Below are 14,675 nucleotides of genomic sequence, written 5' to 3' on the forward strand. Positions count from 1 at the left end.
ATTAATATCCAGTCGTTCTAGACAGTTTAGACTGCATTAAACCATCATAGTGATGGTTCAGCAGATATGTATTAATCTGTTGAACAGTATCTAAAATTACTCCCACCATAATCAATAATGACGTTCCCCCGAAAAATAGGGCAAACGCATCCGTCTGAACAAAGCTTCCATGCACAATTGCTGGAAGGACTGCAAAGATAGATAAAAAAATTGCACCTGGCAAGGTAATTTTTGATAAAATATCATCTAAATAATCAGCTGTCTCTTTACCGGGTCTTACTTTCGGTACTAAACCTCCATTTCTCTTCAAATCATCGGCCATCTGGTTCACCGGAATTGTAATTGCAGTATAGAAAAACGAGAAGATAATAATTAATAGCGCAAACAATACATTGTACTGCCAGCTAAAAACATTCTTGAAACCTGCAAGAAAAGTGTTAGACTCATCGAATTTTGTTAATAGTCCTGGTACGAACATCAATGCCTGAGCAAAGATAATCGGCATTACACCAGCAGCATTTACTTTCAATGGAATCCATTGTCTTGCTCCCTGCATAAGATTTCTGTTTACACCTCCTCTTGCTTGAGCTCTGCTTACATACTGAATTGGTATTTTTCTAACAGCTACGGATAGTATCACTGCTAAAAGAACCACCACCATCCAGAATAATACTTCAATAAGGATCATAATAGATCCCATTCCTCCTTTTCCGTTCTGCACGGCCATCTCCTGAACGAATGCTTCAGGTAATCTTGAAAGGATCCCCACCATAATAAGGATAGAGATACCGTTTCCGATACCTTTGTCGGTGATTTTCTCACCCAACCACATTGCGAATACTGAACCACCTACCAAGATTACAATACTTGGTAACCAGAACATAATAGAATTTGGCTCTACATAATATGCAGATTGGAATTGAGCATACGGTAAGAATAATTGAGTAATAGAAGTTAAGTAAGAAGGTGCCTGTACCAGACAAACTCCGATTGTTAACCATCTTGTAATTTGGTTCAATGTATTTCTACCTGACTCTCCATCTTTCTGAAGCTTCTGAAGATAAGGAATAGCCATTCCCATCAACTGAACAATAATAGAAGCAGAAATATAAGGCATGATTCCTAACGCCATTACGGAAGCGTGGCTGAAAGCTCCCCCCGTAAACGACGAAAGCAAGCCAAGGAGACCTGCTCCTTGCTTGTTACCGCCTTGATTTTTATAATGCTCTAAGAGATCTCCCACCTCTGCAAGGTTAATTGCAGGAAGTGAAATATAAGATGCGAATCTATACACAAGGATAATACCTAACGTAAAGAGAATTTTATCTCTTAATTCCTTTAGGCTCCAAATATTTTTAAGTGTTTGTATAAATTCTTTCATTAGTAAGTATTATAAGGTAATTGCTTTTCCACCTGCCTTAGCAATAAGCTCTTCAGCAGATTTAGTGAACTTGTCAGCAGAGATTGAAACCGCAGATTTCAATTCTCCTCTACCCATAATTTTCACTAATTCGTTTTTAGAAACTACTCCATTTGCTACTAAAACTTCTTTCGTGATATCTCCAGTGATGGATTTGTTCTCGATTAAAGTCTGGATAGTATCAAGGTTAACTCCTCTAAACTCTTTTCTGTTTACGTTTTTGAATCCGAATTTAGGTAATCTTCTTTGTAAAGGCATCTGACCTCCTTCAAAACCGATTTTCTGAGAATAACCAGCTCTTGCTTTCTGTCCTTTATGTCCTTTTGTAGCAGTACCTCCTTTTCCACTACCTTGACCTCTACCAATTCTTTTTGAATTGAAAGTAGATCCTGCAGCAGGTTTTATGTTATTTAAATTCATTTTAATTTCTTTTTTAAAAATTATTTTTGAACTTCAAGTAAATGACTAACTGCAGCTATCATTCCTAAGATAGAAGGAGTAGCTTCATGTTCTACAACTTGGTGAAGTTTCTTTAATCCTAATGCTTCAAGCGTTCTCTTTTGGGTTTTTGTTCTACCAATAGCGCTTCTTACTTGCTTTACTTTAATTGTTGCCATTGTTCTAATATTAACCGTTAAACACTTTACTTAGAGAAACTCCTCTCATTCTAGCGATCTCCTCAGGTCTTCTGATATCTAATAACGCTTTAAAAGTAGCTTTCACTACGTTGTGAGGGTTAGAAGATCCTTTAGATTTTGAAAGGATATCGTGAATACCAGCAGATTCCAATACCGCTCTTACCGCACCACCGGCGATAAGTCCTGTACCGTGAGAAGCAGGTCTTAAGAAGATATCTGCACCACCGTATCTAGCAGTAGTTTGGTGAGGAATAGTGTGGTTCATTACAGGAACTTTAACAAGGTTTTTCTTAGCATCTTCCACTGCCTTAGCAATTGCAGAAGCAACCTCTTTAGATTTTCCTAAACCAAAACCGATAACACCTTCTTCGTTTCCTACTACAACAATAGCAGAAAATCCGAAAGCTCTACCCCCTTTAGTTACTTTTGTTACTCTGTTAACAGCTACGAGACGATCTTTTAATTCTAATCCTCCCGGTTTTACTCTTTCTATATTATCTAGTCCTAACATATTTTCCGAAATTTAATGATTAGAATTTAAGTCCACCTTCTCTCGCACCATCAGCTAGAGCTTTCACTCTTCCATGGTATACGAAACCGTTTCTGTCAAATACAATACTTTCGATTCCTGCAGCAACCGCTTTAGCAGCGATAGCTTTACCTACAGCAGCAGAAATTTCAGTCTTAGTACCTTTAGCGTCTACACCTTTCTCTCTAGAAGAAGCTGATGCTAAAGTTTTACCATTTTTATCGTCGATTAACTGAGCGTAAATTTCCTTATTACTTTTATATACAGATAATCTTGGCAATTCAGAAGAACCAGAGATTTTCCCTCTTACTCTTCTTTTGATTCTTATTCTTTTTTCTAATTTACTTAATGCCATAATACTTATAATTTATTAAGCAGATTTACCAGCTTTACGTCTAACAATTTCTCCTACAAATCTTACACCTTTTCCTTTGTATGGCTCAGGCTTTCTGAAAGAACGGATCTTTGCAGTCACCATTCCTAGAAGTTGCTTGTCGTGAGACGCTAAAGTAATAATTGGGTTTTTACCTTTTTCAGTCAATGTATCAACTTTTACTTCACTTGGAAGTTCTAATACGATACCGTGAGAGAATCCTAAAGCTAACTCAAGTTTTTGACCTGTGTGAGAAGCTCTATATCCTACCCCTACTAGTTCTAGTTTCTTTTCGAAACCTTCTGATACCCCAACGATCATGTTGGCGATCAACGCTCTGTATAAACCGTGAAGCGCTTTGTGTTGCTTAGAATCAGATGGTCTGTTTACATTAAGTTCACCATCTTTTTGTTCTAAAGTAATTCCTGCTGTAAGCTCTTGAGAAAGTTCTCCTTTCGCTCCTTTTACAGTTACTACACCGTTATTTTCAGTGATTGTAACTCCAGCTGGAATTGTTATAATTGCTTTACCAATTCTTGACATTTTCCTCTGATTAAAAATTAATAAACATAGCAGATTACTTCACCGCCTACTTTCTCTTCTCTAGCTTTCTTGTCAGTCATTACTCCTTTAGAAGTAGAGATGATAGAAATACCCAAACCGTTTAGTACTCTTGGAAGTTCAGTAGAACCTTTGTACTGTCTCAAACCTGGTCTAGAAGCTCTTTGAATAGACTTGATAGCAGGTTTGTTAGTTTGCTTATCGTACTTTAAAGCGATTTTGATCACTCCTTGAACAGCGTTATCTTCAAACTTGTAGTTTAAGATATACCCTTGATCAAATAGGATCTTAGTAATCTCCTTTTTGATTTTCGATGCAGGAATTTCCACCACTTTGTGGCCTGCGCTTTGTGCGTTCCTTACTCTTGTTAGGAAATCTGAAATTGGATCTGTTACCATTTTTCTTTTATAAATTATTGGTTAAAGACAATCAGTATTGAAAAGACTTGAAGAGGAAAATATCAGACTTCAGAAAACTTCGGTCTGATATTTATATTCTTTAGTATCTAGACAACTTAATTGTCCCGATTTTAATTAGTAATTATTACCAACTGGCTTTTCTTACACCTGGGATAAGACCGTTGTTTGCCATTTCTCTGAAAGTTACTCTGGAAATACCAAACGTTCTCATGTATCCTCTTGGTCTACCTGTTAGTTTACATCTGTTGTGTAATCTTACAGGAGAAGCATTTTTAGGTAATTTTTGAAGTCCTTCGTAATCACCTGCTTCTTTTAAAGCTTTTCTTTTGTCAGCGTATTTAGCAACAAGTGCTTCTCTTTTGCGCTCACGCGCTTTCATTGATTCTTTAGCCATTTCTTAGTTCTTTTTAAATGGTAAACCGAAGTGAGTTAATAATGCTTTAGCTTCTTTATCTGTCTTCGCAGTAGTAACGAAAGTGATGTCCATCCCTTGGATTTTTTTCACTTTGTCAATTACGATTTCAGGGAAGATAATTTGCTCAGTAATACCTAAGTTGTAGTTACCTCTACCATCGAAACCATCTGCCTTGATACCAGAGAAATCTCTAATACGTGGTAAAGCAGAAGAAGTAAGTCTGTCTAAGAACTCATACATTCTGTGAGCTCTCAAAGTTACTCTAGCACCTACAGGCATTCCTTTTCTTAGTTTGAATGCAGCTTCGTCTTTCTTAGAGATCGTACCTACTGCTTTCTGACCTGTGATGTTTGTAAGTTCTTCTACAGCATAATCAATGATTTTCTTATCTGCAGTAGCATCTCCTAAACCTTGTGATACAACGATTTTCTCTAATCTAGGTACTTGCATGATTGACTTGTACCCAAATTCTTCCATCATTGCAGGAACAATTTGCTCTTTGTATGCTTTTTTGGGTCTTGCTATAAATTCCATGTGTTAATTCAAATTATAAAGTTTCCCCCGTTTTTTTGTTAATTCTTACTTTCTTATCTCCTTCGATTTTGTAACCGATTTTGATAGCTTTTCCGTCTTTACCAACTAAAGCTACGTTAGAGATATGAATAGAAGCTTCCTTCTCAGTAATTCCTCCTTGAGGATTAGAAGCTGAAGGCTTAACGTGTTTCTTAACGATATTAAGTCCTGCAACGATTACTCTAGGGTCTCTTCCTTCTTTCTTGATCACTTCAATAACTTCACCAGTTTTACCTTTGATATCTTTCTTACCAGTAGTAATGATTACGTTATCTCCTCTTTTTATTTTTAACTTTGACATTTTCTTTTAAAAATTTTAAAAATTAAAGTACTTCAGGAGCTAATGAAATGATTTTCATATATTCTTTGTCTCTCAACTCACGAGCAACTGGTCCGAAAACACGTGTTCCTCTCATTTCTCCTGCTGCGTTTAGTAATACACAAGCATTGTCGTCGAATTTGATGTATGAACCATCTTTTCTTCTTACTGCTTTTTTAGTTCTTACTACTACAGCTTTAGATACCTGACCTTTCTTAGCGTTTCCTGATGGTGTAGAATCCTTGATAGTAACAACGATTTTATCACCAACTGAAGCATATCTTCTTCTGGTTCCTCCCAGAACTCTGATAACCAATACTTCTTTAGCACCTGTGTTATCAGCAACTTTTAATCTTGATTCTGTTTGTAACATTATTACTTAGCTTTTTCAATGATTCTTACTAATCTCCATCTCTTGCTCTTGCTCAAAGGTCTAGTTTCCTGGATCAGAACTGTATCACCTTCTGTGCATTCGTTGTTCTCGTCGTGTGCAGTATATTTTTTCGTTTTCAAAACGAATTTACCGTACATCGGGTGCTTTACTCTTGTAGTTTCACTAACAACAATAGTTTTTTCCATTTTATTACTGGAAACCACTCCGATTCTTTCTTTTCTTAAATTTCTATCCATTGTAAAATGAAATTATTGTTTGTTAGTTAACTCAGTGTTTAGTCTTGCGATTGTTCTTCTCAAATCTTTGATTTGAATCGGGTTTTCAATTGGGCTGATTGCATGAGCCAATTTCAATTTAGAATATTGAGCTTTTGCTTCAGTTAATTGAGCTTGAATATCACCCGCGCTTAAATTTTTAATATCAGCATTTTTCATTGTATTCAAAGATTATAGAGGTTTAACAAAATCGTTAGCAACGATGAATTTAGTAACTACTGGTAATTTCTGTGCCGCAAGTCTAAGAGCTTCTTTCGCAACTTCGTAAGGAACACCTCCTACTTCGAACATGATTTTACCTGGTTTTACTACAGCCACCCAATATTCAACAGCACCCTTACCTTTACCCATCCTTACTTCGGCTGGTTTCTTAGTAATTGGCTTATCTGGGAAGATTTTGATCCATAGCTGACCTTCTCTCTTCATATATCTAGTTGCAGCAATACGTGCAGCTTCAATTTGTCTAGCTGTGATCCAAGCTCCTTCCGTAGCTTTAATCCCGAAAGTTCCGTAAGCAAGTTGATTACCTCTTTGAGCAATCCCCTTCATCTTCATTTTATGAACTCTACGGAATTTGGTTCTTTTTGGTTGTAACATAATTTCTAAATTTTAGATTTTAGATTTTAGATTTTAGATTTTTTTTATTTTAAAAAAGTAACGGTAATTTAAAATTCAAAATGTCTAATCTAAAATTTTTAATTATTATTGTTATTATTGTTATTATTTTTTCTAGGTCTTCTGTTGTCTCTGTCTCCTCCTCTGTTTCTATCTCCTGACTGACCACCTTTCTTCTGTTGTCCTACTAACGGGGAAAGTTCTCTTTTACCATAAACTTCACCTTTCATAATCCAAACTTTTACACCTAGTCTACCATAAGTAGTGTGAGCTTCAGCCCAGTGATAATCGATATCAGCTCTGAAAGTAGACAATGGAATTCTTCCGTCTTTGAAAGATTCGCTTCTTGCCATTTCAGCACCGTTCAATCTTCCAGAGATTTGAACTTTGATACCTTCAGCACCCATTCTCATAGTACTAGCCATTGCCATTTTAACAGCTCTTCTGTAAGAGATTCTGTTTTCAATTTGCTTAGAAATACTATCAGCAACTAAAACTGCATCTAGTTCAGGTCTTTTGATTTCAAAGATGTTGATTTGAATATCCTTACCTGTAAGTTTCTTCAATTCTTCTTTTAATTTATCAACTTCCTGACCTCCTTTACCGATGATAAGTCCCGGTCTAGCAGTAGTAATTGTAACTGTAACTAATTTTAATGTTCTTTCAATATAAATTTTTGAAATACCACCTTTAGATAATCTAGCTTCAAGGTATCTTCTGATTTTGTAGTCTTCAGCGATTCTGTCTCCATAATCGTTTCCACCAAACCAGTTAGAATCCCATCCTCTGATGATACCTAATCTATTACCAATTGGATTTGTCTTCTGTCCCATACCTTGATTAATTTTCTTTATTACCTAAGATTAATGTAACGTGGTTAGATCTTTTTCTGATTCTGTACCCTCTTCCTTGTGGAGCTGGTCTTAGTCTCTTCAATTGTCTTGCACTATCCACGAAGATTTCTTTAACGATAAGGTTTGCTTCTTCAATATCAGCACCTTCGTTTTTAGTCTGCCAGTTTGCCATAGCAGAAAGAAGTAATTTCTCTAATTTGTTAGAGGCTTCTTTTTTAGAATATTTTAGGATATAAAGAGCTTTATCTACCTGCTCTCCTCTAATGATATCAGCAACTAATCTCATTTTTCTTGGAGATGATGGGCAGTCATTTAATGAAGCTTTTACAACGTCTTTGTTAGCTTCTTTTCTTGCGATTGCGCTATCTTGTTTTCTTGATCCCATGATTATCTGCTTCCTTTGTTTTTGTTACCACCATGACCTCTGAAAGATCTTGTTGGAGAAAATTCGCCTAACTTGTGACCTACCATGTTTTCTGTAACATATACAGGGATAAAAGATTTCCCATTGTGTACAGCGATAGTTTGTCCTACGAAGTCCGGAGAGATCATCGATGCTCTAGACCAAGTTTTGATAACTGTCTTCTTACCAGACTCTATATTTGCCTGAACCTTCTTATCTAAAGTATGATGAATGAACGGTCCTTTCTTAAGTGATCTTGCCATAATTATTTTCTTTTAGATACGATGTAACGGTTAGACACTTTGTTTTTCTTTCTAGTTTTGTAACCTTTAGCCGGCATACCGTTTCTAGATCTTGGGTGACCTCCAGAAGAACGTCCTTCACCACCTCCCATTGGGTGATCTACAGGGTTCATTACTACCGGTCTTGTTCTTGGTCTTCTACCTAACCATCTGCTTCTACCAGCCTTACCTGATACAGTTAATTGGTGATCAGAGTTGGAAACTGAACCAATCATTGCCATACATTCAGTAAGGATCATTCTAGATTCTCCTGAAGGCAATTTAATGATAGCGTATTTTCCGTCTCTTGAAGTTAATTGAGCTGAAGAACCAGCACTTCTTGCTAAAATAGCACCTTGACCAGGCTTCATTTCAACACAAGAAATTACAGTACCCAATGGAATATTTTTCAATTTCATTGCGTTACCTACGTTTGGTTCAACGCTTTCTCCTGACACTACTTTCTGATCTACTTTGATACCGTTTGGAGCGATGATATATCTCTTCTCTCCGTCAGCATACTCTAATAAAGCGATAAATGCAGTTCTGTTTGGATCGTATTCTACAGATTTTACAGTTGCTTCAACGTTTGCTTTGTTTCTTTTGAAGTCAATAATTCTGTATTTCTTTTTGTGTCCACCTCCGGTGTAACGCATGGTCATTTTACCTGTTTGGTTACGTCCACCTGACTTTTTAATACCAACTGTTAGAGACTTCTCTGGTTTGTTGGTAGTAATTTCCTCAAAATTGTTTACAACTCTGAATCTCTGTCCCGGGGTGATAGGTTTTAATTTTCTAACAGACATTACTATTATTTATAATTAATAATTAATTTACAGCAAAAATATCGATAACCTCACCTTCAACAAGCTTGATTACCGCTTTTTTCAATTTGTTTGTCTTTCCTACTTGAAGACCTTTTTTAGTGTATTTCGAAGAAACCTTCGGAGCATAAATCATTGTGTTAACGTCTGCTACTTTTACACCGTAAGCCGCTTCTACAGCTTTTTTAATCTGGATTTTATTCGCCTTAGGATTAACTAAGAAAGAATAAGAACCTCTTAAATCCGTAAGGTAATTAGCCTTTTCTGAGATAACTGGTTTAATAATAATAGACATGACTTATTTCTTTAGATTTTCCTGGAATTTTTCAACTGCACCTTCGAAGAATACAACTTCACCTGCATTTACTAAATCGTAAGAACTCACTTCATTGAAGTTCATTACTTTAGCTTTAGGTAAGTTTCTTGAAGATAAATACACATTCTTGTTAGCTTCAGGAAGGATGAATAAAGCTTTCTTGTCGTTTAATGCCAAAGCATTTAATACTGTGATGAAATCTTTAGTTCTAGGAGCGCTTAAGCTCATATCTTCCAAAACTCTGATGCTGTTGTCTCTCATTTTCTGAGATAAAACAGATTTCTTAGCTAATCTCTTAAGAGCTTTGTTCAATTTGAATCTGTAGTCTCTTGGTTTTGGTCCGAATACTCTACCTCCACCTCTGAAAGTTGGAGATTTGATATCCCCGTATCTAGCAGATCCTGATCCTTTTTGCTTCTTAAGCTTTTTAGTAGAAGCAGTAATTTCGCTTCTTTCTTTCGATTTATGAGTCCCTTGTCTTTGTGCAGCAAGGTACTGTTTAACTTCTAAGTAAACCGCGTGCTGATTTGGCTCAATTCCGAATACTGTTTCGTCTAGAGTTACTTTTCTTCCGGTCTCTTTTCCTGATGTATTTAATACTACTAGTTCCATTTTCTGATAATTACATAAGAATTTTTAGCTCCCGGAACAGCACCTTTTACTACTAAAAGATTTTGTTCTTGATCAACTTTTAACACTTGAAGGTTTTGAACAGTTACCTGCTCACCTCCCATTCTTCCAGCCATTCTCATCCCCTTGAATACTCTTGAAGGATCTGAACCTGCACCGATAGAACCTGGAGCTCTAAGTCTGTTGTGCTGTCCATGAGTTGCCTGCATTACACCTCCAAATCCGTGTCTTTTAACAACACCTTGGAAACCTTTACCTTTTGAAGTACCTGTTACGTCAACATATTCACCTTCAATGAATAAATCAACTTTTACTTCTTCTCCTACTTTTACTTCATCAACGAATTCTCTGTAGAATTCAACTAATTTAGCTTTAGGAGCAGAACCAGCCTTTTTAAAATGACCAGCTAACGCTTTACCAACGTTCTTCTCACTCTTGTCATCGAAACCTAATTGAACAGCTTTATAACCGTCTTTTTCTAAGGTTCTGACCTGTAAAACCGAGCATGGACCAGCTTGGATAACTGTACAAGGAATGTTTTTTCCTTCTTCGTTAAACAAAGATGTCATACCGATTTTCTTACCAATAATACCTGACATTGTTTATATTATAATAAAATTTATCTTTCTCTTTATCACCATTTTTAGGAGGTCTAAAGTAATTTCTACTTCTGATATAGGCATACTACGCCCCTAAAATGAGTGTGCAAATGTATGAATAATTTTATTACTGACAAATTTTTTAAGTAAAATATTTTGATTTTTAATCAATTAGAACTTTTTGAGAAAATTCGGAACAAATTTTCTCCTCAATTATTTTGATTTTAAAAAAGAAATTAGAAAGAAGATCTGTTTATACGATCACATTCACACCTGCTTCTTCCAATCCTGCCTCATCTTCACCGGAAATACCTGTATCAGTAATCAGATAGTCTATTTTATCTAATGATGCAATCTTACCAAAGCCTTTTTTGTTGAGTTTTGAAGAATCTGCAAGAATCACCGTTTGATCGGCACAGTCAATCATCACCTGATTAAGATGGGCTTCTGCGGCATTAGAAGTACTGATTCCAAATTCAAGATCAATACCATCTACTCCCAGAAAAAGTTTATTACAGGAGAACTGCTTAAGAATTCCTTCGGAAATAGATCCTACTATAGAAGTGGAACTCTTACGGACTTCTCCTCCCAGCTGAATGATATTAATATTAGGATTATTACAAAGCTCAATAGCTACCCTCAAAGAAGAGGTCAATACGGTAAGCGGTCCAAAGTTCACCAGCATCCGGGCAAGATAATGCATTGTTGTTCCGGAAGCTAATATAATACAGTCGTTCTCCTGAATCAGTGCTAATGCCGCTTTTGCAATCGCTTGTTTTGCTTCTACATTAATATTCTCCTTCTCCCCTACATTTTTCTCATAAGCATATCTTACCTGCTTACTTGCCCCTCCATGATTACGGAAAAGCAGCCCTAAACTTTCAAGATGGTTCAGATCCTTTCGGATCGTAACCGAAGAAACATTCAGTTTTTCACATAAATCTTGCACAAGAACATGGCCTTTTTCATCCAGCTCTTTTAATATTTCATCATGCCTTGGGATTAGCTTCTCCATTTTATTCGTTTCATCAAAATTAGCGTTTTTTTTTCGTACTCTAAAATTTCATTTATTTTCTTTTTGCTTTCATTTTTAATTTATATATTTGAAAACGAAACATAAACGAAACATTTATGAAACGAAACGAAGAACTCAGTAAATTAACCAATGTAAAGGAATGGGACTTTATAGTCATAGGAGGAGGAGCCAGTGGTTTAGGTTCGGCACTAGACGCAGTAAGCAGAGGTTTTAAAACCTTATTGCTTGAATCTCACGATTTTGCAAAAGCAACATCCAGCAGAAGTACAAAATTAGTACATGGTGGAGTAAGATATCTTGCCCAGGGAGACGTAGGATTGGTAAAAGAAGCATTAAAAGAAAGAGGTCTGCTTGCTAAAAACGCAGCTCATATCGTAAAAAATCAATCTTTTATTATTCCTAATTATACTTGGTGGGGAGGAATCTATTATAAAATAGGTTTATCCATTTATGATTTCCTTGCAGGAAAGCTGAGCTTGGGAAAAACAAGATACATCAGCAAATCAAAGACTGTAGAAAAACTTCCAACTATTGAACAAAATCACTTGATGAGTGGTGTTGTTTACCAGGACGGACAGTTTGACGATGCCAGACTTGCTGTGAATTTAACTCAAACCATTATCGAGAAAGGAGGAACCGCAGTCAATTATGTAAAGGTGATCAATCTTCTGAAAGATGATGCTGATAAAGTAATTGGTGTTGTTGCAGAAGATCAGCTGTCCAAGCAGCAATATCAGATTCATGCCAAGGTAGTCATTAATGCTACAGGTGTATTTACCAATGACATCCTTAATATGAATAACCCTAAGCATGGTAAACTTGTTGTTCCAAGCCAGGGAATCCATTTGGTGCTTGATAAATCATTCCTGAAAAGTGATGATGCGATCATGATTCCAAAAACATCAGACGGAAGGGTTCTATTTGTTGTTCCTTGGCACGACAGAGCTTTGGTAGGAACTACGGATACCCTTCTAAAGGATGAAAGTTTTGAACCCCGTGCTCTTGAAGAAGAGATCAACTTTGTTTTAAATACAGCAAGACAGTATTTAGCTAAGAAACCTACCCGCGAAGATGTAAAATCTGTATTCGCAGGATTACGCCCTCTGGCCGCTCCCAAAGATGGAAGCAAAAGTACAAAAGAGGTTTCCAGAAGTCATAAAGTTATTGCTTCTGAAACAGGGTTAATTTCCATTATCGGTGGAAAATGGACAACCTATCGTAAAATGGCTGAAGATACTGTAGATGAAGCGATGAAAGTTCACAGATTAGGAAATACCGCCTCCAAAACAGAACATCTTTCCATTCATGGTAATGTAAAACCGGAGCAGGTAGACAGAAGCAATCATCTGTATGTTTACGGTTCTGATATTCCTGCTATAAAAGCCTTACAGGAAAGCAACCCGCGTTATTCCCAGAAACTTCATCCGGATCATCCTTTTACCATTGCAGAAATTGTATGGGCTATAAGAAATGAGATGGCAGAAACCATTGAGGATATCTTATCAAGAAGAGTCCGTTTATTATTCTTAGATGCCAGAGCAGCTATAGACAGTGCTCACACTGTTGCAAAAATAATTGCTGAGGAAAAAGGATATTCTGAAGAATGGACGCAGCAACACGAAAATGAATTTATTGATTTAGCAAGAGGATATTTATTAACGCCTTATTCACCTAAAGTCCAACCTTAATCTAGTACACTTTTATGAATGAAAAATTAATTCTCGCTTTAGACCAGGGGACAACTTCCTCCAGAGCGATCTTATTCAACCACAGTGGAGAAATTAAATATGTAGCACAGAAAGATTTCAGACAAATATTCCCGACACCGGGTTGGGTAGAGCATGATCCGAATGAAATCTGGTCATCACAAATCTCCGTAGCAGCAGAAACTATAGCGAAAGCAGGTATCTCCGGACTGGAAGTTGCCGCTATCGGTATTACCAATCAACGGGAAACAACCATTGTATGGGACAAAGAAACCGGTGAGCCTATTTACAATGCCATTGTATGGCAAGACCGAAGAACGTCTAAATATTGTGATGAGCTAAAAGAGCAGGGTCACGCTGAAGTTATTAAAGAAAAAACCGGCCTTGTATTAGACGCTTACTTTTCTGCAACAAAACTAAAATGGATCCTTGATAATGTAGAGGGTGCCAGAGCTAAAGCAGAAGCAAGAGAACTATGTTTTGGAACAGTAGACACATGGCTGGTATGGAAGCTTACCCGTGGTAAAATGTTTATCACTGACGTATCCAATGCCAGCAGAACAATGCTACTGAATATCCATACACTAGAATGGGATAATGATTTGTTAGAATTATTCAATATTCCTAGGGCCATTCTTCCCGAAGTAAAGCAGAGCAGTGAAATATATGGAGAAACTGCAACTACTTTATTTTCCACTAAAATTCCTATTGCAGGTATTGCAGGTGACCAGCAGGCAGCTCTATTCGGGCAAATGTGCATCACTCCGGGAATGGTAAAAAACACATACGGAACCGGCTGCTTTTTATTAATGAATACAGGAAAAGAAGCTGTTTCTTCTAAAAACAACCTGCTTACCACCGTAGCCTGGAAAATCAATGGAGAAGTAAACTATGCACTGGAAGGAAGTGTATTTGTAGGAGGTGCTGCAATCCAATGGCTGAGAGACGGTCTTAAAATTATTCGTTCATCTGAAGAAGTGAATGAGCTGGCAGCATCTGTTCCGGACAATGGTGGTGTATATTTCGTTCCTGCCCTTACCGGATTAGGAGCTCCACACTGGGATCAGTATGCACGGGGAACTATTGCAGGCATCACCCGTGGAACAACTGACGGACATATTGCCAGAGCAACATTGGAAGGTATTGCATTCCAGGTTTATGATATTGTAAAATCTATGGAAGCAGATTCCGGAAGAGCCAGTCTTGAGCTAAGAGTAGATGGAGGAGCTTCGGCAAGTGATCTTTTGATGCAGATACAGTCTGATCTGTTTGGTTTTAAAATCACAAGACCTCAGACACTTGAAACCACTGCATTAGGAGCAGCTTATCTGGCAGGTCTTGCGGTAGGATACTGGAAAGATATTGATGAAATACAGTCTCAATGGATCGTAGACAAAGATTTCCATCCTCAGCTGGATAAAGAAAGTGTTGATAAAATGATCCACCTGTGGAAGAAGGCTGTATCGCGCTCGCAAAACTGGATAGAAGATTAACC

General features: G+C 37.0%; 24 protein-coding genes. 2 read left to right on the top strand and 22 right to left on the bottom strand.

Annotated elements, in window-relative coordinates; genetic code table 11:
* Position 1: 1 nt before the first annotated feature.
* From secY to DRF57_RS16005, 22 genes are all read right to left on the bottom strand, one after another.
* Complete coding sequence (gene secY / locus DRF57_RS15900) at positions 2-1,381, bottom strand: preprotein translocase subunit SecY (RefSeq protein WP_047491450.1); 1,380 nt, start codon at positions 1,379-1,381, stop codon at positions 2-4.
* Between the two features lie 9 nt (positions 1,382-1,390).
* The gene (gene rplO / locus DRF57_RS15905; RefSeq protein ID WP_047491447.1) at positions 1,391-1,840 is read right to left on the bottom strand and encodes a 50S ribosomal protein L15; all 450 of its coding nucleotides are present in this window, start codon (positions 1,838-1,840) and stop codon (positions 1,391-1,393) included.
* 20 nt (positions 1,841-1,860) lie between these two features.
* Positions 1,861-2,037 carry a 50S ribosomal protein L30 gene (gene rpmD, locus DRF57_RS15910; RefSeq protein WP_029297759.1) on the bottom strand — a complete coding sequence of 59 codons (177 nt, stop codon included), beginning with the start codon at positions 2,035-2,037 and terminating at the stop codon, positions 1,861-1,863.
* Between the two features lie 10 nt (positions 2,038-2,047).
* Positions 2,048-2,569, bottom strand: a complete 522-nt coding sequence (gene rpsE / locus DRF57_RS15915) for a 30S ribosomal protein S5 (protein ID WP_042721505.1) — start codon at positions 2,567-2,569, stop codon at positions 2,048-2,050.
* A 19-nt stretch (positions 2,570-2,588) separates the two neighbouring features.
* Entirely contained in the window at positions 2,589-2,942 is a 354-nt protein-coding gene (gene rplR, locus DRF57_RS15920; protein WP_047491441.1) for a 50S ribosomal protein L18, read from the bottom strand.
* A gap of 15 nt (positions 2,943-2,957) precedes the next feature.
* Positions 2,958-3,503, bottom strand: coding sequence for a 50S ribosomal protein L6 (rplF, locus tag DRF57_RS15925; RefSeq protein ID WP_047491438.1), 546 nt, complete (start codon positions 3,501-3,503; stop codon positions 2,958-2,960).
* Positions 3,504-3,520: 17 nt separating this feature from the next.
* Positions 3,521-3,919, bottom strand: coding sequence for a 30S ribosomal protein S8 (gene rpsH / locus DRF57_RS15930; protein WP_034694686.1), 399 nt, complete (start codon positions 3,917-3,919; stop codon positions 3,521-3,523).
* Between the two features lie 145 nt (positions 3,920-4,064).
* The gene (rpsN, locus tag DRF57_RS15935) at positions 4,065-4,334 is read right to left on the bottom strand and encodes a 30S ribosomal protein S14 (protein ID WP_047376574.1); all 270 of its coding nucleotides are present in this window, start codon (positions 4,332-4,334) and stop codon (positions 4,065-4,067) included.
* A 3-nt stretch (positions 4,335-4,337) separates the two neighbouring features.
* Positions 4,338-4,889: a 50S ribosomal protein L5 gene (rplE, locus tag DRF57_RS15940; protein WP_047491435.1), complete on the bottom strand. Its 552-nt coding sequence runs from the start codon at positions 4,887-4,889 to the stop codon at positions 4,338-4,340.
* 13 nt (positions 4,890-4,902) lie between these two features.
* Positions 4,903-5,229 (bottom strand): 50S ribosomal protein L24, encoded by a 327-nt coding sequence (rplX, locus tag DRF57_RS15945; protein WP_047427597.1) that lies wholly within the window; start codon positions 5,227-5,229, stop codon positions 4,903-4,905.
* A 22-nt stretch (positions 5,230-5,251) separates the two neighbouring features.
* Entirely contained in the window at positions 5,252-5,620 is a 369-nt protein-coding gene (gene rplN, locus DRF57_RS15950) for a 50S ribosomal protein L14 (protein WP_002983226.1), read from the bottom strand.
* A gap of 2 nt (positions 5,621-5,622) precedes the next feature.
* Entirely contained in the window at positions 5,623-5,877 is a 255-nt protein-coding gene (gene rpsQ / locus DRF57_RS15955; RefSeq protein ID WP_027371715.1) for a 30S ribosomal protein S17, read from the bottom strand.
* A 12-nt stretch (positions 5,878-5,889) separates the two neighbouring features.
* Positions 5,890-6,075, bottom strand: coding sequence for a 50S ribosomal protein L29 (gene rpmC, locus DRF57_RS15960; protein WP_027371716.1), 186 nt, complete (start codon positions 6,073-6,075; stop codon positions 5,890-5,892).
* Between the two features lie 12 nt (positions 6,076-6,087).
* Complete coding sequence (rplP, locus tag DRF57_RS15965; RefSeq protein ID WP_047491432.1) at positions 6,088-6,513, bottom strand: 50S ribosomal protein L16; 426 nt, start codon at positions 6,511-6,513, stop codon at positions 6,088-6,090.
* 98 nt (positions 6,514-6,611) lie between these two features.
* Positions 6,612-7,364, bottom strand: coding sequence for a 30S ribosomal protein S3 (gene rpsC / locus DRF57_RS15970; protein WP_047491426.1), 753 nt, complete (start codon positions 7,362-7,364; stop codon positions 6,612-6,614).
* 7 nt (positions 7,365-7,371) lie between these two features.
* Positions 7,372-7,770, bottom strand: a complete 399-nt coding sequence (gene rplV / locus DRF57_RS15975) for a 50S ribosomal protein L22 (protein WP_047491422.1) — start codon at positions 7,768-7,770, stop codon at positions 7,372-7,374.
* Between the two features lie 2 nt (positions 7,771-7,772).
* Positions 7,773-8,051 carry a 30S ribosomal protein S19 gene (rpsS, locus tag DRF57_RS15980; RefSeq protein WP_002983209.1) on the bottom strand — a complete coding sequence of 93 codons (279 nt, stop codon included), beginning with the start codon at positions 8,049-8,051 and terminating at the stop codon, positions 7,773-7,775.
* 2 nt (positions 8,052-8,053) lie between these two features.
* Entirely contained in the window at positions 8,054-8,875 is an 822-nt protein-coding gene (gene rplB, locus DRF57_RS15985) for a 50S ribosomal protein L2 (protein ID WP_047491418.1), read from the bottom strand.
* A gap of 22 nt (positions 8,876-8,897) precedes the next feature.
* On the bottom strand, positions 8,898-9,188 hold the full coding sequence (rplW, locus tag DRF57_RS15990) for a 50S ribosomal protein L23 (protein ID WP_047491415.1): 291 nt from the start codon (positions 9,186-9,188) through the stop codon (positions 8,898-8,900).
* Positions 9,189-9,191: 3 nt separating this feature from the next.
* Positions 9,192-9,821: a 50S ribosomal protein L4 gene (gene rplD, locus DRF57_RS15995; protein ID WP_047491412.1), complete on the bottom strand. Its 630-nt coding sequence runs from the start codon at positions 9,819-9,821 to the stop codon at positions 9,192-9,194.
* Positions 9,812-10,438 carry a 50S ribosomal protein L3 gene (rplC, locus tag DRF57_RS16000; RefSeq protein WP_047491409.1) on the bottom strand — a complete coding sequence of 209 codons (627 nt, stop codon included), beginning with the start codon at positions 10,436-10,438 and terminating at the stop codon, positions 9,812-9,814. The genes rplD and rplC overlap by 10 nt, the downstream gene beginning before the upstream one ends.
* 253 nt (positions 10,439-10,691) lie before the next feature.
* On the bottom strand, positions 10,692-11,453 hold the full coding sequence (locus tag DRF57_RS16005) for a DeoR/GlpR family DNA-binding transcription regulator (protein ID WP_047491406.1): 762 nt from the start codon (positions 11,451-11,453) through the stop codon (positions 10,692-10,694).
* 116 nt (positions 11,454-11,569) lie between these two features.
* Here DRF57_RS16005 and DRF57_RS16010 point away from each other — a divergent pair, with 116 nt between their 5' ends.
* Complete coding sequence (locus DRF57_RS16010) at positions 11,570-13,162, top strand: glycerol-3-phosphate dehydrogenase/oxidase (protein ID WP_047491403.1); 1,593 nt, start codon at positions 11,570-11,572, stop codon at positions 13,160-13,162.
* 14 nt (positions 13,163-13,176) lie between these two features.
* Positions 13,177-14,673 (top strand): glycerol kinase GlpK, encoded by a 1,497-nt coding sequence (gene glpK / locus DRF57_RS16015; RefSeq protein WP_115919578.1) that lies wholly within the window; start codon positions 13,177-13,179, stop codon positions 14,671-14,673.
* Positions 14,674-14,675: the final 2 nt, after the last annotated feature.

The organism is Chryseobacterium rhizosphaerae (genome assembly GCF_003385455.1).
Taxonomy (GTDB): domain Bacteria; phylum Bacteroidota; class Bacteroidia; order Flavobacteriales; family Weeksellaceae; genus Chryseobacterium; species Chryseobacterium rhizosphaerae.

Excerpts from the sequence above, each read along its gene's own strand:
- rpsS (WP_002983209.1), bottom strand. The coding sequence starts at position 8,051 with ATGGCAAGATCACTTAAGAAAGGACCGTTCATTCATCATACTTTAGAT.
- rplV (WP_047491422.1), bottom strand. The coding sequence starts at position 7,770 with ATGGGATCAAGAAAACAAGATAGCGCAATCGCAAGAAAAGAAGCTAAC.
- glpK (WP_115919578.1), top strand. The coding sequence starts at position 13,177 with ATGAATGAAAAATTAATTCTCGCTTTAGACCAGGGGACAACTTCCTCC.
- rpsC (WP_047491426.1), bottom strand. The coding sequence starts at position 7,364 with ATGGGACAGAAGACAAATCCAATTGGTAATAGATTAGGTATCATCAGA.
- rplD (WP_047491412.1), bottom strand. The coding sequence starts at position 9,821 with ATGGAACTAGTAGTATTAAATACATCAGGAAAAGAGACCGGAAGAAAA.
- rpmD (WP_029297759.1), bottom strand. The coding sequence starts at position 2,037 with ATGGCAACAATTAAAGTAAAGCAAGTAAGAAGCGCTATTGGTAGAACA.
- rplO (WP_047491447.1), bottom strand. The coding sequence starts at position 1,840 with ATGAATTTAAATAACATAAAACCTGCTGCAGGATCTACTTTCAATTCA.
- rplP (WP_047491432.1), bottom strand. The coding sequence starts at position 6,513 with ATGTTACAACCAAAAAGAACCAAATTCCGTAGAGTTCATAAAATGAAG.
- rplR (WP_047491441.1), bottom strand. The coding sequence starts at position 2,942 with ATGGCATTAAGTAAATTAGAAAAAAGAATAAGAATCAAAAGAAGAGTA.
- rplW (WP_047491415.1), bottom strand. The coding sequence starts at position 9,188 with ATGTCTATTATTATTAAACCAGTTATCTCAGAAAAGGCTAATTACCTT.
- rpsE (WP_042721505.1), bottom strand. The coding sequence starts at position 2,569 with ATGTTAGGACTAGATAATATAGAAAGAGTAAAACCGGGAGGATTAGAA.
- DRF57_RS16005 (WP_047491406.1), bottom strand. The coding sequence starts at position 11,453 with ATGGAGAAGCTAATCCCAAGGCATGATGAAATATTAAAAGAGCTGGAT.
- rplX (WP_047427597.1), bottom strand. The coding sequence starts at position 5,229 with ATGTCAAAGTTAAAAATAAAAAGAGGAGATAACGTAATCATTACTACT.
- rplE (WP_047491435.1), bottom strand. The coding sequence starts at position 4,889 with ATGGAATTTATAGCAAGACCCAAAAAAGCATACAAAGAGCAAATTGTT.
- DRF57_RS16010 (WP_047491403.1), top strand. The coding sequence starts at position 11,570 with ATGAAACGAAACGAAGAACTCAGTAAATTAACCAATGTAAAGGAATGG.
- rplN (WP_002983226.1), bottom strand. The coding sequence starts at position 5,620 with ATGTTACAAACAGAATCAAGATTAAAAGTTGCTGATAACACAGGTGCT.
- rpmC (WP_027371716.1), bottom strand. The coding sequence starts at position 6,075 with ATGAAAAATGCTGATATTAAAAATTTAAGCGCGGGTGATATTCAAGCT.
- rplB (WP_047491418.1), bottom strand. The coding sequence starts at position 8,875 with ATGTCTGTTAGAAAATTAAAACCTATCACCCCGGGACAGAGATTCAGA.
- rpsN (WP_047376574.1), bottom strand. The coding sequence starts at position 4,334 with ATGGCTAAAGAATCAATGAAAGCGCGTGAGCGCAAAAGAGAAGCACTT.
- rpsQ (WP_027371715.1), bottom strand. The coding sequence starts at position 5,877 with ATGGATAGAAATTTAAGAAAAGAAAGAATCGGAGTGGTTTCCAGTAAT.
- rplF (WP_047491438.1), bottom strand. The coding sequence starts at position 3,503 with ATGTCAAGAATTGGTAAAGCAATTATAACAATTCCAGCTGGAGTTACA.
- secY (WP_047491450.1), bottom strand. The coding sequence starts at position 1,381 with ATGAAAGAATTTATACAAACACTTAAAAATATTTGGAGCCTAAAGGAA.
- rplC (WP_047491409.1), bottom strand. The coding sequence starts at position 10,438 with ATGTCAGGTATTATTGGTAAGAAAATCGGTATGACATCTTTGTTTAAC.
- rpsH (WP_034694686.1), bottom strand. The coding sequence starts at position 3,919 with ATGGTAACAGATCCAATTTCAGATTTCCTAACAAGAGTAAGGAACGCA.